Origin of the sequence: Mesorhizobium sp. M6A.T.Cr.TU.014.01.1.1 (genome assembly GCF_004022765.1) — a bacterium.
GTDB classification, from domain to species: domain Bacteria; phylum Pseudomonadota; class Alphaproteobacteria; order Rhizobiales; family Rhizobiaceae; genus Mesorhizobium; species Mesorhizobium mediterraneum.
Genome location: NZ_RZPG01000003.1, coordinates 159,203 through 176,348 on the forward strand (window position 1 = coordinate 159,203; position 17,146 = coordinate 176,348).

Sequence of the window (17,146 nt, forward strand, 5' to 3'; positions counted from 1 at the left end):
GCTCAACCTTTTTCCGGATCCACCGCCACTGCCGAAATCGGCACGATCTCGATGCCGCGCTTCTTGGCCTCGATCACCCAGGACGACACGGTGTCGACCGTCAGGTCGAAGGCCGAGCCGATGCCGACGGCAAAGCCTTTCGCCCGCGCGGTGGCTTCCAGCTCGTCCAGCTTCTTCAATATGGCGCCCCGGTCCTGCACGGCGTCGATCGACGTGTCGCCGGCAATAAAGGGCACGCCGTCCTTCAGTGCTAGGTCGGACGCGAGGCTGCGCGCCGACGAGCCGTCGTCGAGATAGGCCAGGCCGCGCCTGCCGAGTTCGGCCATGAATGGCGCCATCGCCGCCGCATCGGCCGAAAATCGCGCACCCATATAGTTCATGACGCCGGTGTAGTTGGTCATCCGCGACAGCGCCCAGCGCAAGTTCTTCAAATTCTCGTCCGGTGTCGCCGCGACCGTCAGCGTGTTGCGGCCCGGATTGACGTTCGGATAGTCGAACGGTTCGAGCGGCACCTGCATGACGATCTCATGGCCTCTCTGTCGCGCCGCCTGCATCCAGCGGCTGATGCTGTTGCCCTGCGGCGCGAAGCCCAGCGTCACTTCGGCCGGCAGCTTGGCGATGGCCGCCTGCGTGCCGGTCTGCGACACGGCAAGCCCGCCGATGACGATCGCCACGCGCGCACCGCGCGCACCGGACCACGGCCGCGCATAGACATCGAACGGCCGCCTTCCGTCGGCGGCGCGAACCGGCAACGGGCCGGTCTCACTGGTCTCGATCAGCGCCCTGTCGGGAATATGCGCGATCCTCAGGTTCTGGCCGATCGTCGAAGGGTCGTGGATGACGATGGCCGCGTTGGGCGGACCACCGTCCGCTTCGGTCGGCATATGGATGATCTGCGGCCCACTTATCTTGGGTCCCGCTTGCGCCTGCGGCGCGGGCTCAGTGGCCGGCGCTGCGGATTCGACCACCGCGGTCGTCTTCGGCGTCGAAACGGCGACTTCTTCCGGCTTTCGAAACGGTCTTTCACGCAGCGCAATCGCGCCGGAGACGCCGATCACGGCCAGCACCAGGAGAGTGGCCGTGACCACGCCGGCGCTGATCCTGCGGGCCGCGCGCGGCGGCCGGACGGCCTGTCCGAGCGGGCGTTCGATGTCATTGCCGATGTCAGCCAAGCCGCATCCCCAGCCGCGGTTCCCCGAATCAAACTGCCGAGGCCTTGCGGCCCCGGCAGCATTACATCGCTTCGATCAGGCGGCCAGACCTGTTTGCCCGGCCGATCGACGTTACTGGTTCAAAACAGCCTTGTCCGGATTCGGCGGGAACGCCGGATCGGTCTTCTCGCCGCGCAGCAACTGCTCGGCAAAGATAAGCTGCAGATCATCCTTCGGCTCCGGCGGCACATAGGCTGCCGAGCCCGAACCGGTATCGCCCTCGTCGGTACCCTTGATGTGGCCCTTGAGGTCCGACTCGCCGCGCGTCAGGTCCCTGCCCTGCAGTTCCGGCGGCAACGGCTGGTCGACCTTGATGTCGGGCGTGATGCCCTTGCCCTGGATCGACTTGCCGGACGGTGTGTAATAGAGCGCCGTCGTCAGGCGCAGCGCGCCGTTCTCGCCGAGCGGGACGATGGTCTGCACCGAACCCTTGCCGAAGGACTGCGTGCCGACCACCGTGGCGCGGCGCAGATCCTGCAGCGCGCCAGCGACGATTTCGGACGCACTGGCCGAGCCGCCATTGACGAGCACGACCAGCGGCTTGCCGTCGATGTCGTCGCCGGGCCGCGCGTCGAAGCGGGTGACGTCCTTCGGATCGCGGCCGCGTGTCGAGACGATCTCGCCACGGTTTAGGAAGGCGTCGGACACGCTCACCGCCTGATCGAGGAGGCCGCCCGGATTGAGGCGCAGATCGAGCACGTAGCCCTTGAGCTTTTCGTTCGGCACCTGCTTCTTGATGGTGTCGATGGCATTCTCGAGGTCGTCATGGGTCTTTTCGGTGAAGGAGGTGATCTTCATGTAGCCGATGTCGTTCTCGACCCGGAACTTGACCGCCTTGACCTTGATGATGTCGCGCACCACCGTCAGCTCGATCGGCTTGTCGGCGCCCTGGCGCAGGATGGTGAGCTTGATCGGCGTGTTGACCAGCCCGCGCATCTTCTCGACCGCGTCGTTGAGGCTCAGGCCGCGAACCTCCTCGCCATCGATCTTGGCAATATAATCGCCGGCAAGCACGCCCGCCTTGGCGGCCGGCGTATCGTCGATCGGCGTGATCACCTTGACCAGGTCGTTCTCCATCGTGACCTCGATGCCGAGGCCACCGAACTCGCCCTTGGTCTGCACGCGCATGTCCTGCGCCTCTTCGGCGTTCATATACGAGGAGTGCGGGTCTAGCGACGTAAGCATGCCGTTGATGGCGTTTTCGACCAGCGACTTGTCGTCGGGCGGCGTCACATACTGCGCCCGCACCCGCTCGAAGATGTCACCGAAGATCGCCAGCTGCTTGTAGGTCTCGGAGCCCGCAGCGTTCGCCGTCGAGCCGGGCGCGCCATAGACCAGGCTCATCGCGGATGCGCCCATTAGCGCACCGGCAAACAGAAGCGACAGTTTCCGCATCATCTCACGTCCTTCCAGACAAACGGTCCGCCCACCATGGGGTCGGATCGACGGGTTTTCCATCCTTGCGGAACTCAACATAGAGCTCCGGCGTGGCATTTCCATTCTTCGATGCCGAGGTGCTCGCCACCCGGGCCTCTCCCATCGCGCCGACCGGCTCTCCTGCGAGCACCGACTGGCCAGACGCGACACTGATTCTGCTCATCCCCGCCAGAACGACATGATAGCCGTCACCCGCGTTCAGGATCAAGAGTTGACCATAGGAGCGAAAAGGTCCCGCATAAAGCACATTTCCGTCCGCCGGCGCGGTAACGATGGCTCCCGATTGTGTCGCAACCATGTCACCGAGCATCACTGCGCCGTTACCGTCGCTGGCCCCGAACCGCCGCTTGATCTTGCCGGTGACGGGCAGCGCGATCTGCCCCTGAAGCGCCGAAAACGGTGCGGCGGCGGTGAGCCGGTTGGCTTCCGGGACCGGCAGCGCCGCCAGTTCCGTCTGTGCCGGGGCCGTCTGTGCCGGGCCCTCCTGTGTCGGGGCCTTGTCGGCATCCGCGGTCTTCTGCTCCGCTGCCTTCGCCGCATTGGCCGCCTTGCGGGCCTTGTCGGCCTCGAGCGAGGCGATCAGTTCCTTCAGGCTGCCGGCCTTGGCCGCCAATGCTGCGGATCGCTGCTTTTCCTCGGCCAGCGCCGTTTGCGTCTCGGCCTCAAGCTTCTGCTTGGCTTCAAGTAGCATGCCGAGCCGCTTCTTTTCCGCCGTCTGCTCGCCGACTGCCGCCGTCAGCCGCGCCCGCTCCGCCTCAATCGAGGCCGTCACCCGCGACTGCTCCTTGAGGTCCGCCAGCAATATCTCGGTCTGCTGGCGCAGTTCCGGCACCACGGCGCCGAGCAGGATGGCGCTGCGCACCGACGACAGCGCGTCTTCCGGCTTGACCAGGATGGCCGGCGGCGGATTGAGCCCCATGCGCTGCAGCGCGGCCAGCACCTCGGCCAGAACGTCGCGTCTAGCGGCCAGCGACGCGCGGATTTTCTGCTCCTCGCCTTTCAGCCCTTCCAGCTTGGCGCCGATGTCCTCGATGTCCTGACCAAGTTTCTGCTCGGTCATCGCCGACTGGATCAGCGCCGCGGTGATCGAGGCATGATCCTTCTTGACGGTCGCCATGTCGGCGGCGAGCTTGGCCAGCCGCTCGGACGAAAGCGTGATCTCCTTCGACACCCGTTCGTATTCGGCGCGGCTTTGGTCCGGATCAGGCGTCATGTCGAGCCTGTTCTGCGCCCGCGCGGCGCTGAACGACAGCACGAGCGCCGCCGCTGCCAAGCCGCAGCGTGCGCGCCAAAAGCCCGTTCGCGATTTCCAACCTTCAGACATTGAAGCCCGACTCTATGCGTGGCGTCGTTAACGAACCATCAACCATGTTCGAGAGCCCTGCCGACCGCAAACAGCCTCGTGACGCATTGAGGCGAAAATCCGGGCGGCTCACGCCAATCCACCGGTTTCGGGTGGGAACCTGCAAAGCTCACGAGCGATGATAGGGATGGCCGGACAGGATCGTGGCCGTCCGGTAAAGCTGCTCGCCCAACATGACACGGACCAGTTGGTGCGGCCATGTCAGCGCGCCGAACGACACCATCAGATCGGCCTGATCGCGCAGCGACTGGTCGTGACCGTCGGCACCGCCGATGGCGATGATAAGCGCCTTGCGGCCGCCATCACGCAACAGGCCGATGCGGCCGGCGAAATCCTCGGAGGAAAAGTTCTTGCCGCGCTCGTCGAGTAGCATGAGCGCGGTACCAGGCTGCAACTGCGCCTGCAGTTTCTGGCCTTCCTCGCGCCGGCGCTCGTTGGCGGTCTGGGCGCGGCCCTCCGGAATCTCGACCACACCTGAGAATTCGAGACCCACGGCCGGCCCGCTCTTGGCGAAGCGCTCGAAATATCGGTCGGCGAGCTGCTTCTCGGGGCCGGCTTTCATCCGGCCCACGGCATGAACTGTAATTTTCATCCCTGCCTCGAAGAGCCGCTAATGCATGTCGCCAAAAGTGGTCACCGGTTTTTGGAAACGGCATGCATCAATCAAATTACGGCTCAGTGGAGGGTCTCTTCCTCGAGGTCCGGCGCTTGCCACATCTTTTCGAGATTGTAGAAGTCGCGGACTTCGGGACGGAAGACATGGACGATAATATCGCCCGAATCGATCAGGACCCAGTCGGCGCCGGCCAGTCCCTCGACGCGCGCCGTGCCGAGGCCGGCATCCTTGAGCGCCTTGAGGAGATGATCGGCGACAGCCGAGACATGACGGTGAGATCGGCCGGACGCGATGACCATATAGTCACCGAGGCTCGATTTTCCCTGAATGTCGATTGAGACGATGTTTTCGGCCTTGGAGTCTTCCAGACTGACAAGGACTGTGTTGATGGCGCGGGACACGGCGTCGTTTACGCTGATCCCGGCCGGCGAAGGCACGATGTCGGCCTTCTTCCGCAGTGCTGTTCTCAGTGTATTTCCTTTCGCAGCAAGAACAACCAAATCACCCTTCAAAGCAGGTGACACTCCTTAGATAGGCAGAGTTGGGTTGCAGTTTCAAGACGGCAACCCTGCCGTGGTCCACGAAGTGCTGTTTCTTCCGGTTCCGCAGAAGAAAAATCGGAACTCTTGCCGCCTTGCTGGGGTTATCGGCGCATTGACCAATCGGATTCCCGCCATGCCTATCGACCCTGAGAATGCCGTTGACACCGTGCAGGCCGGCCTTGCGCAGCTCAGCGCGCTGATCGTCTCGTACTCATTCTCCGCCATCGGCGCCGTCATCCTGCTGGTCCTCGGCTATATCGTCGCCGGCCTCGCGCAGCGCTCGATCTATGCCGGCCTCGGCCATATCCATGGCTTCGACGTGACGCTGCGCCACTTCTTCTCGAGGATCGCCCGCTACGCCATACTGATCCTCGTCGTTATCATGGTGCTCGGCCAGTTCGGCGTCCAGACGGCCTCGATCATTGCCGCCATCGGCGCCATCGGCTTGGCCATCGGCCTGGCGCTGCAGGGTACGCTGCAGAACATTGCCGCCGGCATCATGCTGCTGGCGCTACGGCCATTCCGCATCGGCGAATATGTCGAGGTCGGCGCCATCGCCGGGACCATCGAGGAAGTCGGCCTGTTCGCCACCACGCTGAGAACGGTCGAGGGCGTCTACGTCCTCGCCCCCAATTCGACGCTGTGGAACCAGCCTGTCCGCAACTATACGCGCAACGGTGCCCGCCGTGGCGACATCACGCTGACCATCGGCTCCTGGAACGATATCGATCTCGCGCAGAAGACCATGCTTGGCGTCGCCGCCGCCGAGCGGCGCGTCAGGCGGGAGCCGGCGCCGATTGCGTTTGTGGCGACCGTCGGCGACAGCAACGTCGCCATCACCTTGCGCTACTGGACCTCGGTTGCGGATTTCTTCGCCACCCAGATCGATCTCACCAAACGCGCCAAGCAGGCTTTCGACAGCGAAGGCATTTCTATACCCGCGCCGCCGCCGGAAGCGCCGCGGCAGGAAGCGGCCACCAGACAGTGAGATGATCAATTCCCGCAGGTCTACTTGTCCGCGCGGCGCTGCTCTTCGGACGGAAAGGCCAGTTCCACCGGCAGTGGGGCCTGCGCGCTCATCGGCGCGAAATTGCCGGTCTCGGCGGCGGGAACAGGCGACATCGCCACCACACGCCACAGCACGAACAGGCAAAAAACAGCGGCAATGACGATGGCCACATAGATGAAGGCCTGCGTTCCATAGACAGCGGAAAGCCCGGTGACGATGCCGGGCACGATGAAGCCGGACAGCGACCACGCAAACAGAAGCGAACTGGACAGCGCCACCATGTCGTCCTTGCCGGCGCGGTCTGCGGCATGCGCGCTGGCCAGCGAATAGATCGATTCCGACGCGCCATCCCAGACCACATAGATGACGACCAGCGCCGCCAGCCCACCGCCGTCGAAGCCCAGCGCAAACAGACCCGCCGCCAAGGCAAGCGCCGAAGCGGCGACCAGCACAAAGCGCCGGTCGGTGCGGTCGGAAATCCATCCGAGCGGGATCTGCAGGATCAATGTGCCGACCGGCATCGCCGACAAAAGCAGTGCCACGTCTGCCTGGCTGTAGCCCTTGGCCGTGGCATGGATCGGCGCGAAGCCCGAAATCGTCATCGACAGGCCGCCGACGGCAAGCATGCCGGCGACGCCGACCGGCGAAATCCGCCAGGCCCGGCCAAGCGCGACCGATGCCGCCTGCGGCGGCGGTGGCTGGGCGAGCCGCGTCAGCCCGACCGGAAGGATCGACAGCGCGGTGAAGGCGATGCCGATCAGCGGCGCGTCCGCAGCCCTTATATCGATCAGCGCCAGTGTGGCGTAGCCGACACCGAGCCCGGCGACATAGGCGACGTAGAAGAAGGCCATGACCCTGCCGCGAATGGCGTTGGCAATGACGTCGTTCAGCCAGCTTTGCGCGACGATGAACAGGCCGCATATGGCAAAGCCATAGAGCGCGCGTGCCGCGATCCACGACAGCGGGTGCGGCCCGGCTCCGACAGCGGCGTTCGACAGCACAATCAACGCCGACAGCACCATGAACGCGCGAGCATGGCCGACGCGCCGCACCAGCGGACCGGTCAGGATGCAGCCTGCCAGGCCGCCGGCCGAAAGGCCGGTGACGATCAGCCCGGCCCAGGTCGGATCGAAGCCCTCGGCGCCGAGCCGGACCGGGATATAGGCGAACATCAGTCCGTTACCGACCGCAACCAGCGCCATCGACAGGACGACGCTGGCGATGGCGATCGCCGGGGTTGGCGGGCTGCCTTGCGCCGGATCGCGTCTGGTCTGGTTTTGCTCGAGAATCGCCATGCGCGCGCAGGATCGCCCACGGATCGGGGAAAAGCAGCCGCAAATGCGACATGGCCGGACTTGCCTCCTCTGCTTGTGGAGAAGGGAGGTCCGTGCAGGCTCAGCCCTTCGCCATGTTGCGGATCGCGGTCGACGACAGCGACGAGCGCGGGCCGTGGATGAAGGTCCAGGCCGGCGCCTTCATGCGGGCGAGCCGCGGCGCGTCGCCCTCGTCGACACGTGCATAATCGAAGGTCTTGGCAACGACCGAGGACAGGAAGGACAGCGTCGCGCCAGGGCGGTCGATCACCGCGATCGGGAACGTCATGACGATCTGGCGCCAGCGCTGCCAGCGGTGGAAGTCGCGCAGACTGTCGGCGCCCATGATCCAGACGAAGTCGACGCCGGGATTGCGCGCCTTGACTAGCGCCAGCGTGTCGGCGGTGAAGCGGACGTGATGCGCGGCCTCGAAGGCGGTGACCTTGATCTTCGGGTTCCTGGCGATCTGCTCGGATAGGCGGAGCCGCTCAGTCAGCGGCGTCAGTTCCCGCTTGTTCTTGAGCGGATTGCCGGGCGTCACCATCCACCACAACTGATCGAGCGCCAGACGTCTGAGCGCGATCTCGGCGACCAGGCCATGGCCGGCATGGGCGGGATTGAACGAGCCGCCGAACAGCCCGACGGCCAGGCCCTTTTCGGCATGCGGCATTTTGAGGTAGCGGGAGGGAACGGGATGCTCGGGCGAGGAAAGCATGCGTCAGGCGCCCCCCTCTGTCCTGCCGGACATCTCCCCCTCAAGGGGGGAGATTGGCGGCTTCATCGCAGGCGCAAATCTTGCAGCACCGGCGATTGGCGAAATCAGAAATGACAGGCAATCTCCCCCCTTGAGGGGGAGATGTCCGGCAGGACAGAGGGGGGTGGCTGGGCGCAAAGCTTCAGGTTCTTCGAGCAAGTAGCGTCAAGGCCGCACCTGTCCCGTTCCGCGCACGCGGTATTTGAACGAGGTCAATTGCTCGACACCGACCGGGCCGCGCGCATGCATTTTGCCGGTGGCGATGCCGATCTCGGCGCCCATGCCGAATTCGCCGCCATCGGCGAATTGAGTCGAGGCATTGTGCAGAAGGATCGCCGAATCAATCTCGTTGAAGAAACGTTCGACTGCACCGGCATCCTCGGCGACGATCGCCTCGGTGTGGTGCGAGGAGAACGTCTCGACATGCTCGATCGCGCCCGCAACGCCATCGACCAGCCTCACTGCGATGATCGCGTCGAGATATTCGGTAATCCAGTCGGCGTCGGTCGCCGGACTGGCGTCGAAGAACAGCTTCAGCACTTCGGCGTCGGCATGGATCTCGCATCCAGCCGCGCGCAACGCGTCAAGGATCGGCACCAGATGGGTGGAAGCGACGGCACGGTCGACCAAAAGCGTTTCGGCCGCACCACAGACACCGGTGCGCCGCATCTTCGCATTGACGGCGATCTTGACCGCCATGTCGAGATCGGCCGAACGGTCGACATAGAGATGGCAGATGCCTTCGAGATGGGCAAAGACCGGCACCCGAGCTTCGTTCTGCACACGCTCGACCAGGCTGCGACCACCGCGCGGAATGATCACGTCGAGATTGCCGCCGAGGCCCTTCAGCATTTCGCCGACGGCGGCGCGGTCGGTGGTCGGCACCAGCTGGATGGCGTCCTGCGGCAGACCGGCCGTCTTCAGCCCCTCGACCAGGCAGGCATGGATCGCCGCCGAGGAGTTGAGCGAATCCGAGCCGCCGCGCAGGATCACCGGATTGCCGGCTTTCAGGCAAAGTGCGCCGGCATCGGCCGTGACGTTCGGCCGGCTCTCATAGATGACGCCAACGACGCCGAGCGGCGTGCGAACGCGTTCGATATGCAGCCCGTTCGGGCGGTCCCATTCGGCAATGACATCGCCGACCGGATCACTGAGTTCGGCGATCTCGCGGATGCCGTCAGCCATGGCGCGGATGCGGGCGGCATCGAGCTTCAGCCGGTCCATGAAGGAGGCGGAAAGCCCCGACTCATGGCCATTCGAGATGTCGATGGCGTTGGCGTCGAGAATATCCTGCTCGCGGCGGACAATCGCCTCCGCCATGGCGACAAGCGCGGCGTTCTTGGCGGCGGTCGTGGCGATGGCCAGCGGTCGGGCGGCAGCGCGCGCCCTGCGGCCTATCCGTGCCATCAAACTGGCTACATCATCGCCTTGGTGTTTGTTCAGCATTTGACCGATCCAGTGAAGCTGGTGGATTTACACGCGGCCGGCCTTCGCGGCAATGGCCGTAAATTTGAGGAAGCAGAATGAAGAGAGTCATAATCCTCGTTGCTCTCGGCGCGATGCTCATACCAACAGGCCTCCGTGCCGCCGACTACTGCGACGACAAGTTTGAACCCGGCGAGAGCCCCGACGGCAAGGCCATGACTATGGTAAGCTCGATGATGTCCCTCGCACTTGCTGAGCGCTATTGCGGCGCGTCACCGACACCGCTTTCCCAGATCGACGTCGTTATTGAAGAGCTGCATGGATGTGGGCCGCGCTCTCGGCTTGAGGCAGAATTCAAAAAAAGGATGGAAGAGGAAAAAGGGGCAGAAGCAATGACGACTGACGCGCTCATCCGTGATCTCGTCGTCGGAGACGACAAGGATGTTCCCCAAGCCGAAGTGGATCGACGTGCCAGGGCTGGCATCGAAGCGGAGTTGGGAGGTTGCAGCGAGCTTCTGAAGATATACCAGGACTTTCAGGATCGATATCGCAACCCACCCAAATGGCCGCGTGAGCCTGACCAGTAGCGCGCCGTCAATGGCGGGCCGCATCTCCGTCGGCCGCGCCGCTCACCACAAGGTCGTCGCGGTGGATCATCGCCGATCGCGCTTCGTAGCCAAGCACCGTTTCGATCTCGGCTGTCTTCAAGCCAGCGATCCTTACGGCATCGGCGGCATCGTAGGCAACCAGTCCGCGCGCGATCTCGCGGCCCTCGGGCGACAGGATCGCCACCGTGTCGCCGCGCGAGAAATTGCCGCTGACCAGCTTGACGCCGGCCGGCAGCAGCGACTTGCCCGACAGCAGCGCACCGATGGCGCCGGCGTCGACAGTCAGCCGGCCAGCCGGCTCGAGCTGCCCGGCGATCCATGTTTTGTAGCCCTTGACCGGATTGGCGCTCGGACGGAAGAAAGTCGCCCGCTCGCCCCGCTCGATCGCCATCAGCGGCGACAGTCTCGTGCCTGATGTGATGATCATGGCGGTGCCGGCGGCGGTGGCGATCTTGCCGGCGTCGAGTTTTGTCCGCATGCCGCCGCGCGACAATTCGGACGCCGCCGCACCGGCCATTGCCTCGATATCAGGGGTGATGCGGTCGACGACCGGAATGAACTTTGCGCCAGGGTCTTTGGCCGGCGGCGCCGTATACAGCCCGTCAATGTCGGAGAGCAGCACCAGGAGGTCGGCGCCCATCATCGTTGCGACGCGCGCCGCCAGCCGATCATTGTCGCCATAGCGGATTTCGGAGGTCGCCACCGTGTCGTTCTCGTTGATGACCGGCACCGCCTTCATCTTGAGCAGCGTCGAGATCGTCGCCCGCGCATTGAGATAGCGGCGGCGCTCTTCGGTGTCGCCGAGCGTCAGCAGGATCTGGCCCGATTTCAGGCCGCCCTTGCCGAGCGCATCCGACCAGGCGCCAGCCAGCGCAATCTGCCCGACGGCAGCCGCCGCCTGGCTCTCCTCGAGCTTCAGTGCCCGCTTGCCGAGGCCGAGAATGGTGCGGCCCAGCGCGATGGCGCCGGACGACACGACGAGGATTTCGGCGCCGCCTTCAGCCAGCACGGCGATGTCGTCGGCAAGCGAGGCCAGCCAGTCGCGCTTCAGGCCCGTCGTGCGGTCGACAAGCAGCGCCGAGCCGATCTTGACGGTGATGCGCCGGTATTTTCTCAGCGACTGCGCGGTCATCGCTATTTGTTCCAGCGCGTCTCGACCGGCGTGGCGACAGCTTCGCGTGCCTCGGCCACCACCGCCATCAGCGCGCGCAGAACGGCTTCGACGCCTTCGCCAGTGACCGCGGACAAAAGCATCGGCGCGCGGCCGGCGGCGCGTTTCAGCGAAGCGACCTTCTTCCTGCGGGCGTCGGCATCGAGCGTGTCGACTTGGGAAAGTGCTACGATCTCGACCTTCTCGATCAGTCCATGGCCATAGGCATCGAGTTCGGTGCGCACGGTCTTGTAAGCCTTCCCCGGATTTTCTTCCTGTGCGGAGACGAGGTGCAGAAGGACGCGCGTGCGTTCGACATGTCCGAGGAAACGGTCGCCGATGCCGACGCCTTCATGCGCGCCTTCGATCAGGCCGGGAACGTCGGCGATGACGAATTCGCGCCCGTCGATGCGGGCCACACCGAGGCCCGGATGCAGCGTGGTGAAGGGATAATCGGCGATCTTCGGCTTGGCCGCGGTCACGGCAGCCAGAAAAGTCGACTTGCCGGCATTGGGCAGGCCGACCAGGCCGGCATCGGCGATCAGCTTGAGCCTGAGCCAGATGTTGAGCTCTTCGCCCGGCAGTCCGGGGTTGGCGCGGCGGGGCGCCTGGTTGGTCGAGGTCTTGAAATGCTGGTTGCCGAAGCCGCCATTGCCGCCCTTGGCAAGCAGGAAGCGCTGGCCGACCACCGTCATGTCGCAGATCAGCGTCTCGTTGTCCTCGGCAAAGACCTGCGTTCCCGCCGGCACTTTCAGCGTCACGTCGGCGCCCTTGGCGCCGGTCATGTTGCGGCCCATGCCGTGCGTGCCGGTCTTGGCCTTGAAATGCTGCTGGTAGCGATAGTCGATCAGCGTGTTCAGCCCATTGACCGCCTCCACCCAGACATCACCGCCGCGGCCGCCGTCGCCACCGTCGGGACCGCCGAACTCGATGAATTTTTCGCGCCGGAACGACACCGAACCGGCGCCGCCGTCGCCGGAGCGGATATAAACCTTGGCTTGATCGAGAAATTTCATCGGATTGCTGAGTTTCTGTTATTGGCCTTGCGGCATTGCTCTAAACCTTTGGCACTGCTCTAAACCAAGGCGGGGCGAAGGGCGAGGCTGTTTATGAACATGGCCGGAGTCGCAATGAAGCTCGTAACCTACAACATCCACTACGGCGTCGGTCTCGACGGCCGCTACGATGTCGGCCGCATTGCTGACGCCGTGCGCGGCGCCGACGTGATCGCGCTGCAGGAGGTCTCGCGCAACAACCCCAACAATGGCGGGCGCGACATGGTGGCCGAGCTCGCCAAGGCGTTGCCCGAATACTTCGCCGTCTACGGCAGCAATTTCGAGGCCAATGTCGGCTCGCGCCTGGAAAACAGCCGCGCCATCACGACCACCTTCCAGCTCGGCAATATGGTGCTGTCGAAAACGCCTGTTCATCTGTCGCGCAATCTCCTCTTGCCGCGCAGCCGCAGTTTCGAACTGATGAATTTCCAGCGCGGCGCGCTGGAGGCGCTGATCGAGACGCCGCTTGGTTTCATCCGCTTCTATTCCACCCATCTCGACCATCGCAGCCCGCTCGAACGCTTGAGCCAGATCCGGTTTCTGCGCCAGCGCCTGTTGAACTATGCGATCGAGGGCGGCGCGCTGTCCGGCGTCGCCGAAGTCGGCCTGCCGGACCTGCCTTGTCCCGAAGCCTTCGTCGTCATGGGCGACTTCAACATGCTGTCCGGATCGCCGGAATATGTCGAACTCGCCGGCCGCCCGGATCACGAATTCGGCATGCCTGTGACCGCCGATCTTGCCGTCGATGTTGCCTTGCGTCTTGCCACCGCAAGCCCCGATCTCGTCACCTGGGTCGACCCCAAGCGGCCTGACGACGCCAGCCGCCACAAGCGCATCGACTATGTCTTTACCAGCGCCTCGCTCGCCAAATCGCCGAAGGCCCTGTGGGTCGACCGGCAAGCGGTCGGCTCTGACCACCTGCCGGTCTGGGTCGAGATGGCCTGACCCCGAGTTTGGTTCGCAACTGACTTTTTGAATTCACAATGATTCTTTCGGAACCTTTGGTTCGAGGCCATGCGCCGAGGTGTGTTGAGATTCAGGGCAGGCCGTGCCGAGAGTGGTGGCTTCCGAGAACCGGAGCGGAGCGTACATAGAGTACGTGAGCACCGGAAGCGCAGGAAGCCGCCATTCGCAGGCCGGCCTCACCTGAATATCAACGCGCCTCAAAAATGCACCCAGTTCCTGAGGCTGGTCCAGGTCTTGCGGTCGAGACGATAGCGCTCGACGGGCACCTGGCCGGCGACGATCGAGTTCAGCATGCCCTGGCCGGCATATTGGAAGCCGCATTTGTGGATGACCCGGCGCGAGGCCGGATTGATGACCCGCGTCGAGGCATGCAGCACCTGGATCGCCGTCTTCTGGAAGGCGAGGTCGACCAGCGCGTGCGCTGCCTCCGTCGCATAGCCGCGCTTCCAGTAGGGCTCGCCGATCCAGTAGCCGAGCTCCAGCCCGCGATCGGTGGTGTTGAGGCCGGCGCAACCGACGAAGGTTTCGGTCCCGGCCAGCGTCAAGGCATAGGCAATCCCGGCCCGGCGCGAGGCCGTCATCGCGAGGAAAGCACGCGCCTCGGCCTCACCATAGGGGTGCGGCATGCGGGCCAGCATTTCGGCGACATGGCGGTTGTCGGCGAGCACCACCAATTGCTCGATATCGCTTTCGCGCGGCGCCCGCAGCACCAGCCGCTCGGTCATCACGACCGGGCAATCTATCGCGTAACTTTCACCGTCTGTGTCTTCCGCTTCGGCAACCATGTCAGTCCTCCAGGCACAAGAAAAAGGGGAGATGGAAACCCATCTCCCCTGATCCATTTCCTGGCTTGGCCAGACACCGGTTCCCGAGATGGGTGCCGGTGTTCTCGTACGGAACCGGCTACTCCGCGGCCTTCGTCATCGGGTTCACCGATACGTAGGTTCGGCCATTGGCTTTTTTGTTGAAGGTGACTGCGCCAGCTTCGAGCGCAAACAGCGTGTGATCCGTGCCAATGCCGACATTGACGCCGGGATGCCACGTCGTGCCGCGCTGACGAATAATGATGTTGCCCGGAATCACGGCTTCGCCGCCAAACTTCTTCACGCCGAGCCGCTTGGAATGCGAGTCGCGACCATTGCGCGACGAACCGCCAGCTTTCTTGTGTGCCATCTAACTAACTCCGATGCGCCGCAGGGGCGCCTAAAAGGTCTTATGAACGCGTTCGCGTTCCGTTTCAAGTCCGATCCGGCGACGATTGCGCCGGCTTGCTTTACTTCTTCGCCAATTCCTTGGCCTGCTCGCGCCAGTCCATGATCTGGTCGGCGCTGAACGGCATATGCTCGTCGATCTTGGCGACATCCTTGTCGGACAGCTTGGCGATCTGGGCGAACGTCGTGATGCCCTGTTCGTTCAACTGGCCGGCCGCGACCGGGCCGATGCCCTTGATCACGGTCAGATCGTCCGGCTCGCCCTTCGGCGCCTTGAACAGCGGAGCGGCGGTTTCGGTTGCCTTGGCCTCGGCTTCCTTCGGCGCAGCTTCTGCCTTGGCTTCCTTCTTCGGAGCAGCCTTTGCCTCGGTCTTGGCCGCGGCCTTCTTCGTCGGCTTGGCACCATCCAGCAGGATCTCGGCGATCCGCACGGTGGTCAAAAGCTGGCGGTGGCCGATCTTGCGGCGCGAATTCTGCCGGCGGCGCTTCTTAAAGGCGATGACGGTGCGGTTCTTGCCCTGTTCGACGACTTCGGCGGTGACCAAGGCGCCGTCGACGAACGGCGCGCCGAACGTGACATTCTCGCCCTCGCCATGCGCGAGCACGTGGCCGATCTCGACGATATCGCCGACCTGGCCTTCGACTTTTTCGATCTTCAGGAGATCGTTGGCGGCGACGCGATACTGCTTGCCGCCCGTTTTGATGACTGCGAACATTTTTTGCCTTTCGCTGTTCGGTCGGCCTTGATGAACCGCTTCAGGCGGTTCGGCCGTCTTTTTGTCAGTCTGCGGGTTCAAAAAACAAGCGGCGCGGAAGAACCCTCCACGCCGATTGCGCGCTGTCCCTAACCGAAGGTTCGGCGCGAGTCAAGGCGAGCAGTCAGCCAGCGAGCCGCGAACGCATTCAAGCTAAGCGCGCGACCTGACAAGAAGCCGGATCGTCGGGCAGATTGGCCCTTGTAACCTGGCCGCCCAGCCGTTATCTAGTGCGCCGCGCCGGCAACGGCGGACCATGACCGCGGAGAGGTGGCAGAGTGGTCGAATGCACCGCACTCGAAATGCGGCATGGGTGCAAGCCCATCGGGGGTTCGAATCCCTCCCTCTCCGCCATATGGCATTGTTTACATTAATAAAAATCAAAGAATAGGTTGCGCGCCGCCATAAAGCCCGCCTACCGAGAACGGCGTATTCGCGGCACGTCAGCTTACGACACAAATATGCGGGGTTCATGCCTCGACCTGATAGATGGCAGAGATCAACTTCGGCCTCGCTAAGCGAAGTCGTGGGGTTCATGCGACAGCGGAATGAGGGTACGCGACTAGCCCCCGTGCCGGGTCAACCTCGCCGTCGGGAAGTACCGATCGGTGCGGACCCAAGCGGATTCACGCTTGTCGGCAGCGGACGCCGGCGGTGGCGGTCAGCACCCGAGCAGGCTCCCCATTGTTGACGTCCGCTGCGCATCTGCGGCGACCGTCGCCATGTCCTCTGCTCCCGGGTTGACGGTGGTGTAGACGAGGAGCACTCTCGAATGTCAGCAGATGTGGTCAGGTTGAGTGTCGGCGAGTAGCAGAGGTTCAGCAACAATGACTTTGAGGCGAACCAGAGCTTACGCCGCATCCGGCCTGGTTCTAGCGGTTTGCACTATGTTTGCTTGGCAGAACGCCACTGCTGCTCACAATTGCCACGCAGCCGCGACGCCTGGCGTCAATTGGCACGAGTGTGACAAGAAGCTTCTCATCCTAGAAGGACAGGACCTGAGCGGGGCGAACCTGTTCGGTGTTGATTTCACTTCGACCGACCTCAGGAACAGCAATCTCCTTGGGGCAAATCTTGAGAAGGCAACGCTTGTGCGTGCTTCCCTGGCCGACTCGACCGCCAAAGGCGCCCGGTTCGACAGAATCGAGGCCTACAGGACCGACTTCAGCCGTATGGACGCGCAGGGCGCTGTGTTTGCGAGCGCGGAAATGCAGCGCTCGAATTTCCAGGACGCCAATCTGACCAACGTTGATTTCACAAAGGCAGAATTGGGGCGTGCGCAGTTCCATAACGCCGATATCAGCGGCAGCCGCTTCTCGTTTGCCAATCTCGCACGGGCGGATTTCCGAGGAGCGACGTTCACCGCGTCGATAGACTTTGACCGCGCCTTTTTCTTTCTGACCCGTATCGAGGGCGTCGACCTTTCCAATTCGGCGGGTCTGTCCCAGTGGCAGCTCAACATGGCTTGCGGAGACGCCCGGACCGAGTTGCCTTCTGGCTTGACGAGGCCTGAAGATTGGCCCTGTCAATTCCAGCAGGAATAGTTGTCGGCAAGCGAACGCGGCAATGCTGCACCCGACAGGATTCGAACCTTTCGGCAAGCCGCCTAACCCGAATGCCCTGCCGTTCCCGAGCGGTTGGGTTTTGCGTCTCGACATGCATGAACTCGTGCTTTCCGCATTGTTCGCAGAGGTGGCTAGTCCACCTCCTGCTCAGAAGGAAGGATCATAG

General features: G+C 63.6%; 17 protein-coding genes and 1 tRNA gene. 5 read left to right on the forward strand and 13 right to left on the reverse strand.

Annotated features, from left to right (window positions below; all coding sequences use genetic code 11):
• Positions 1-2 precede the first annotated feature (2 nt).
• The 5 genes from EN885_RS05685 to rsfS all read right to left on the reverse strand — a co-directional run bounded on the left by EN885_RS05685 (position 3) and on the right by rsfS (position 5,064).
• Complete coding sequence (locus tag EN885_RS05685) at positions 3-1,172, reverse strand: divergent polysaccharide deacetylase family protein (RefSeq protein ID WP_128241778.1); 1,170 nt, start codon at positions 1,170-1,172, stop codon at positions 3-5.
• A gap of 111 nt (positions 1,173-1,283) precedes the next feature.
• Positions 1,284-2,609 carry a S41 family peptidase gene (locus tag EN885_RS05690; RefSeq protein ID WP_126104493.1) on the reverse strand — a complete coding sequence of 442 codons (1,326 nt, stop codon included), beginning with the start codon at positions 2,607-2,609 and terminating at the stop codon, positions 1,284-1,286.
• Position 2,610: 1 nt separating this feature from the next.
• The gene (locus EN885_RS05695; protein WP_128241779.1) at positions 2,611-3,972 is read right to left on the reverse strand and encodes a murein hydrolase activator EnvC; all 1,362 of its coding nucleotides are present in this window, start codon (positions 3,970-3,972) and stop codon (positions 2,611-2,613) included.
• A gap of 148 nt (positions 3,973-4,120) precedes the next feature.
• Positions 4,121-4,603, reverse strand: coding sequence for a 23S rRNA (pseudouridine(1915)-N(3))-methyltransferase RlmH (gene rlmH / locus EN885_RS05700; protein WP_095487512.1), 483 nt, complete (start codon positions 4,601-4,603; stop codon positions 4,121-4,123).
• Between the two features lie 83 nt (positions 4,604-4,686).
• The gene (gene rsfS, locus EN885_RS05705) at positions 4,687-5,064 is read right to left on the reverse strand and encodes a ribosome silencing factor (protein ID WP_095487705.1); all 378 of its coding nucleotides are present in this window, start codon (positions 5,062-5,064) and stop codon (positions 4,687-4,689) included.
• 238 nt (positions 5,065-5,302) lie between these two features.
• On the opposite strand from rsfS, the gene EN885_RS05710 reads away from it, so the two are divergent.
• Complete coding sequence (locus tag EN885_RS05710; protein ID WP_128241780.1) at positions 5,303-6,157, forward strand: mechanosensitive ion channel family protein; 855 nt, start codon at positions 5,303-5,305, stop codon at positions 6,155-6,157.
• A gap of 20 nt (positions 6,158-6,177) precedes the next feature.
• Here EN885_RS05710 and EN885_RS05715 read toward each other — a convergent pair whose 3' ends face one another.
• From EN885_RS05715 to EN885_RS05730, 3 genes are all read right to left on the reverse strand, one after another.
• Positions 6,178-7,473, reverse strand: a complete 1,296-nt coding sequence (locus EN885_RS05715) for an MFS transporter (protein ID WP_095487514.1) — start codon at positions 7,471-7,473, stop codon at positions 6,178-6,180.
• Between the two features lie 100 nt (positions 7,474-7,573).
• On the reverse strand, positions 7,574-8,161 hold the full coding sequence (locus EN885_RS05720) for a nicotinate-nucleotide adenylyltransferase (protein ID WP_095487709.1): 588 nt from the start codon (positions 8,159-8,161) through the stop codon (positions 7,574-7,576).
• Positions 8,162-8,410: 249 nt separating this feature from the next.
• A complete protein-coding gene (locus EN885_RS05730) occupies positions 8,411-9,691 on the reverse strand; it encodes a glutamate-5-semialdehyde dehydrogenase (RefSeq protein ID WP_095487516.1) in 1,281 nt (426 codons plus the stop codon).
• Between the two features lie 77 nt (positions 9,692-9,768).
• On the opposite strand from EN885_RS05730, the gene EN885_RS05735 reads away from it, so the two are divergent.
• The gene (locus EN885_RS05735; protein ID WP_095487517.1) at positions 9,769-10,257 is read left to right on the forward strand and encodes a hypothetical protein; all 489 of its coding nucleotides are present in this window, start codon (positions 9,769-9,771) and stop codon (positions 10,255-10,257) included.
• Between the two features lie 7 nt (positions 10,258-10,264).
• Here EN885_RS05735 and proB read toward each other — a convergent pair whose 3' ends face one another.
• Both proB and obgE read right to left on the reverse strand, forming a co-directional pair.
• On the reverse strand, positions 10,265-11,410 hold the full coding sequence (gene proB / locus EN885_RS05740; RefSeq protein WP_095487518.1) for a glutamate 5-kinase: 1,146 nt from the start codon (positions 11,408-11,410) through the stop codon (positions 10,265-10,267).
• 2 nt (positions 11,411-11,412) lie between these two features.
• Positions 11,413-12,444, reverse strand: a complete 1,032-nt coding sequence (gene obgE, locus EN885_RS05745; protein ID WP_095487520.1) for a GTPase ObgE — start codon at positions 12,442-12,444, stop codon at positions 11,413-11,415.
• Positions 12,445-12,558: 114 nt separating this feature from the next.
• Here obgE and EN885_RS05750 point away from each other — a divergent pair, with 114 nt between their 5' ends.
• Entirely contained in the window at positions 12,559-13,428 is an 870-nt protein-coding gene (locus EN885_RS05750) for an endonuclease/exonuclease/phosphatase family protein (protein WP_128241781.1), read from the forward strand.
• 218 nt (positions 13,429-13,646) lie between these two features.
• On the opposite strand, the gene EN885_RS05755 is transcribed toward EN885_RS05750, so the two are convergent.
• The 3 genes from EN885_RS05755 to EN885_RS05765 form a co-directional block, all read right to left on the reverse strand.
• The gene (locus EN885_RS05755) at positions 13,647-14,234 is read right to left on the reverse strand and encodes a GNAT family protein (RefSeq protein WP_095487524.1); all 588 of its coding nucleotides are present in this window, start codon (positions 14,232-14,234) and stop codon (positions 13,647-13,649) included.
• A 118-nt stretch (positions 14,235-14,352) separates the two neighbouring features.
• Complete coding sequence (gene rpmA, locus EN885_RS05760; RefSeq protein WP_095487526.1) at positions 14,353-14,622, reverse strand: 50S ribosomal protein L27; 270 nt, start codon at positions 14,620-14,622, stop codon at positions 14,353-14,355.
• Positions 14,623-14,722: 100 nt separating this feature from the next.
• On the reverse strand, positions 14,723-15,376 hold the full coding sequence (locus EN885_RS05765; protein ID WP_095487711.1) for a 50S ribosomal protein L21: 654 nt from the start codon (positions 15,374-15,376) through the stop codon (positions 14,723-14,725).
• A gap of 303 nt (positions 15,377-15,679) precedes the next feature.
• Here EN885_RS05765 and EN885_RS05770 point away from each other — a divergent pair.
• Together EN885_RS05770 and EN885_RS05775 are read left to right on the forward strand one after the other, a co-directional pair.
• Positions 15,680-15,769 (forward strand) — tRNA-Ser (locus EN885_RS05770).
• A gap of 473 nt (positions 15,770-16,242) precedes the next feature.
• Positions 16,243-16,959, forward strand: coding sequence for a pentapeptide repeat-containing protein (locus EN885_RS05775; RefSeq protein WP_095487528.1), 717 nt, complete (start codon positions 16,243-16,245; stop codon positions 16,957-16,959).
• Positions 16,960-17,146 lie beyond the last annotated feature (187 nt).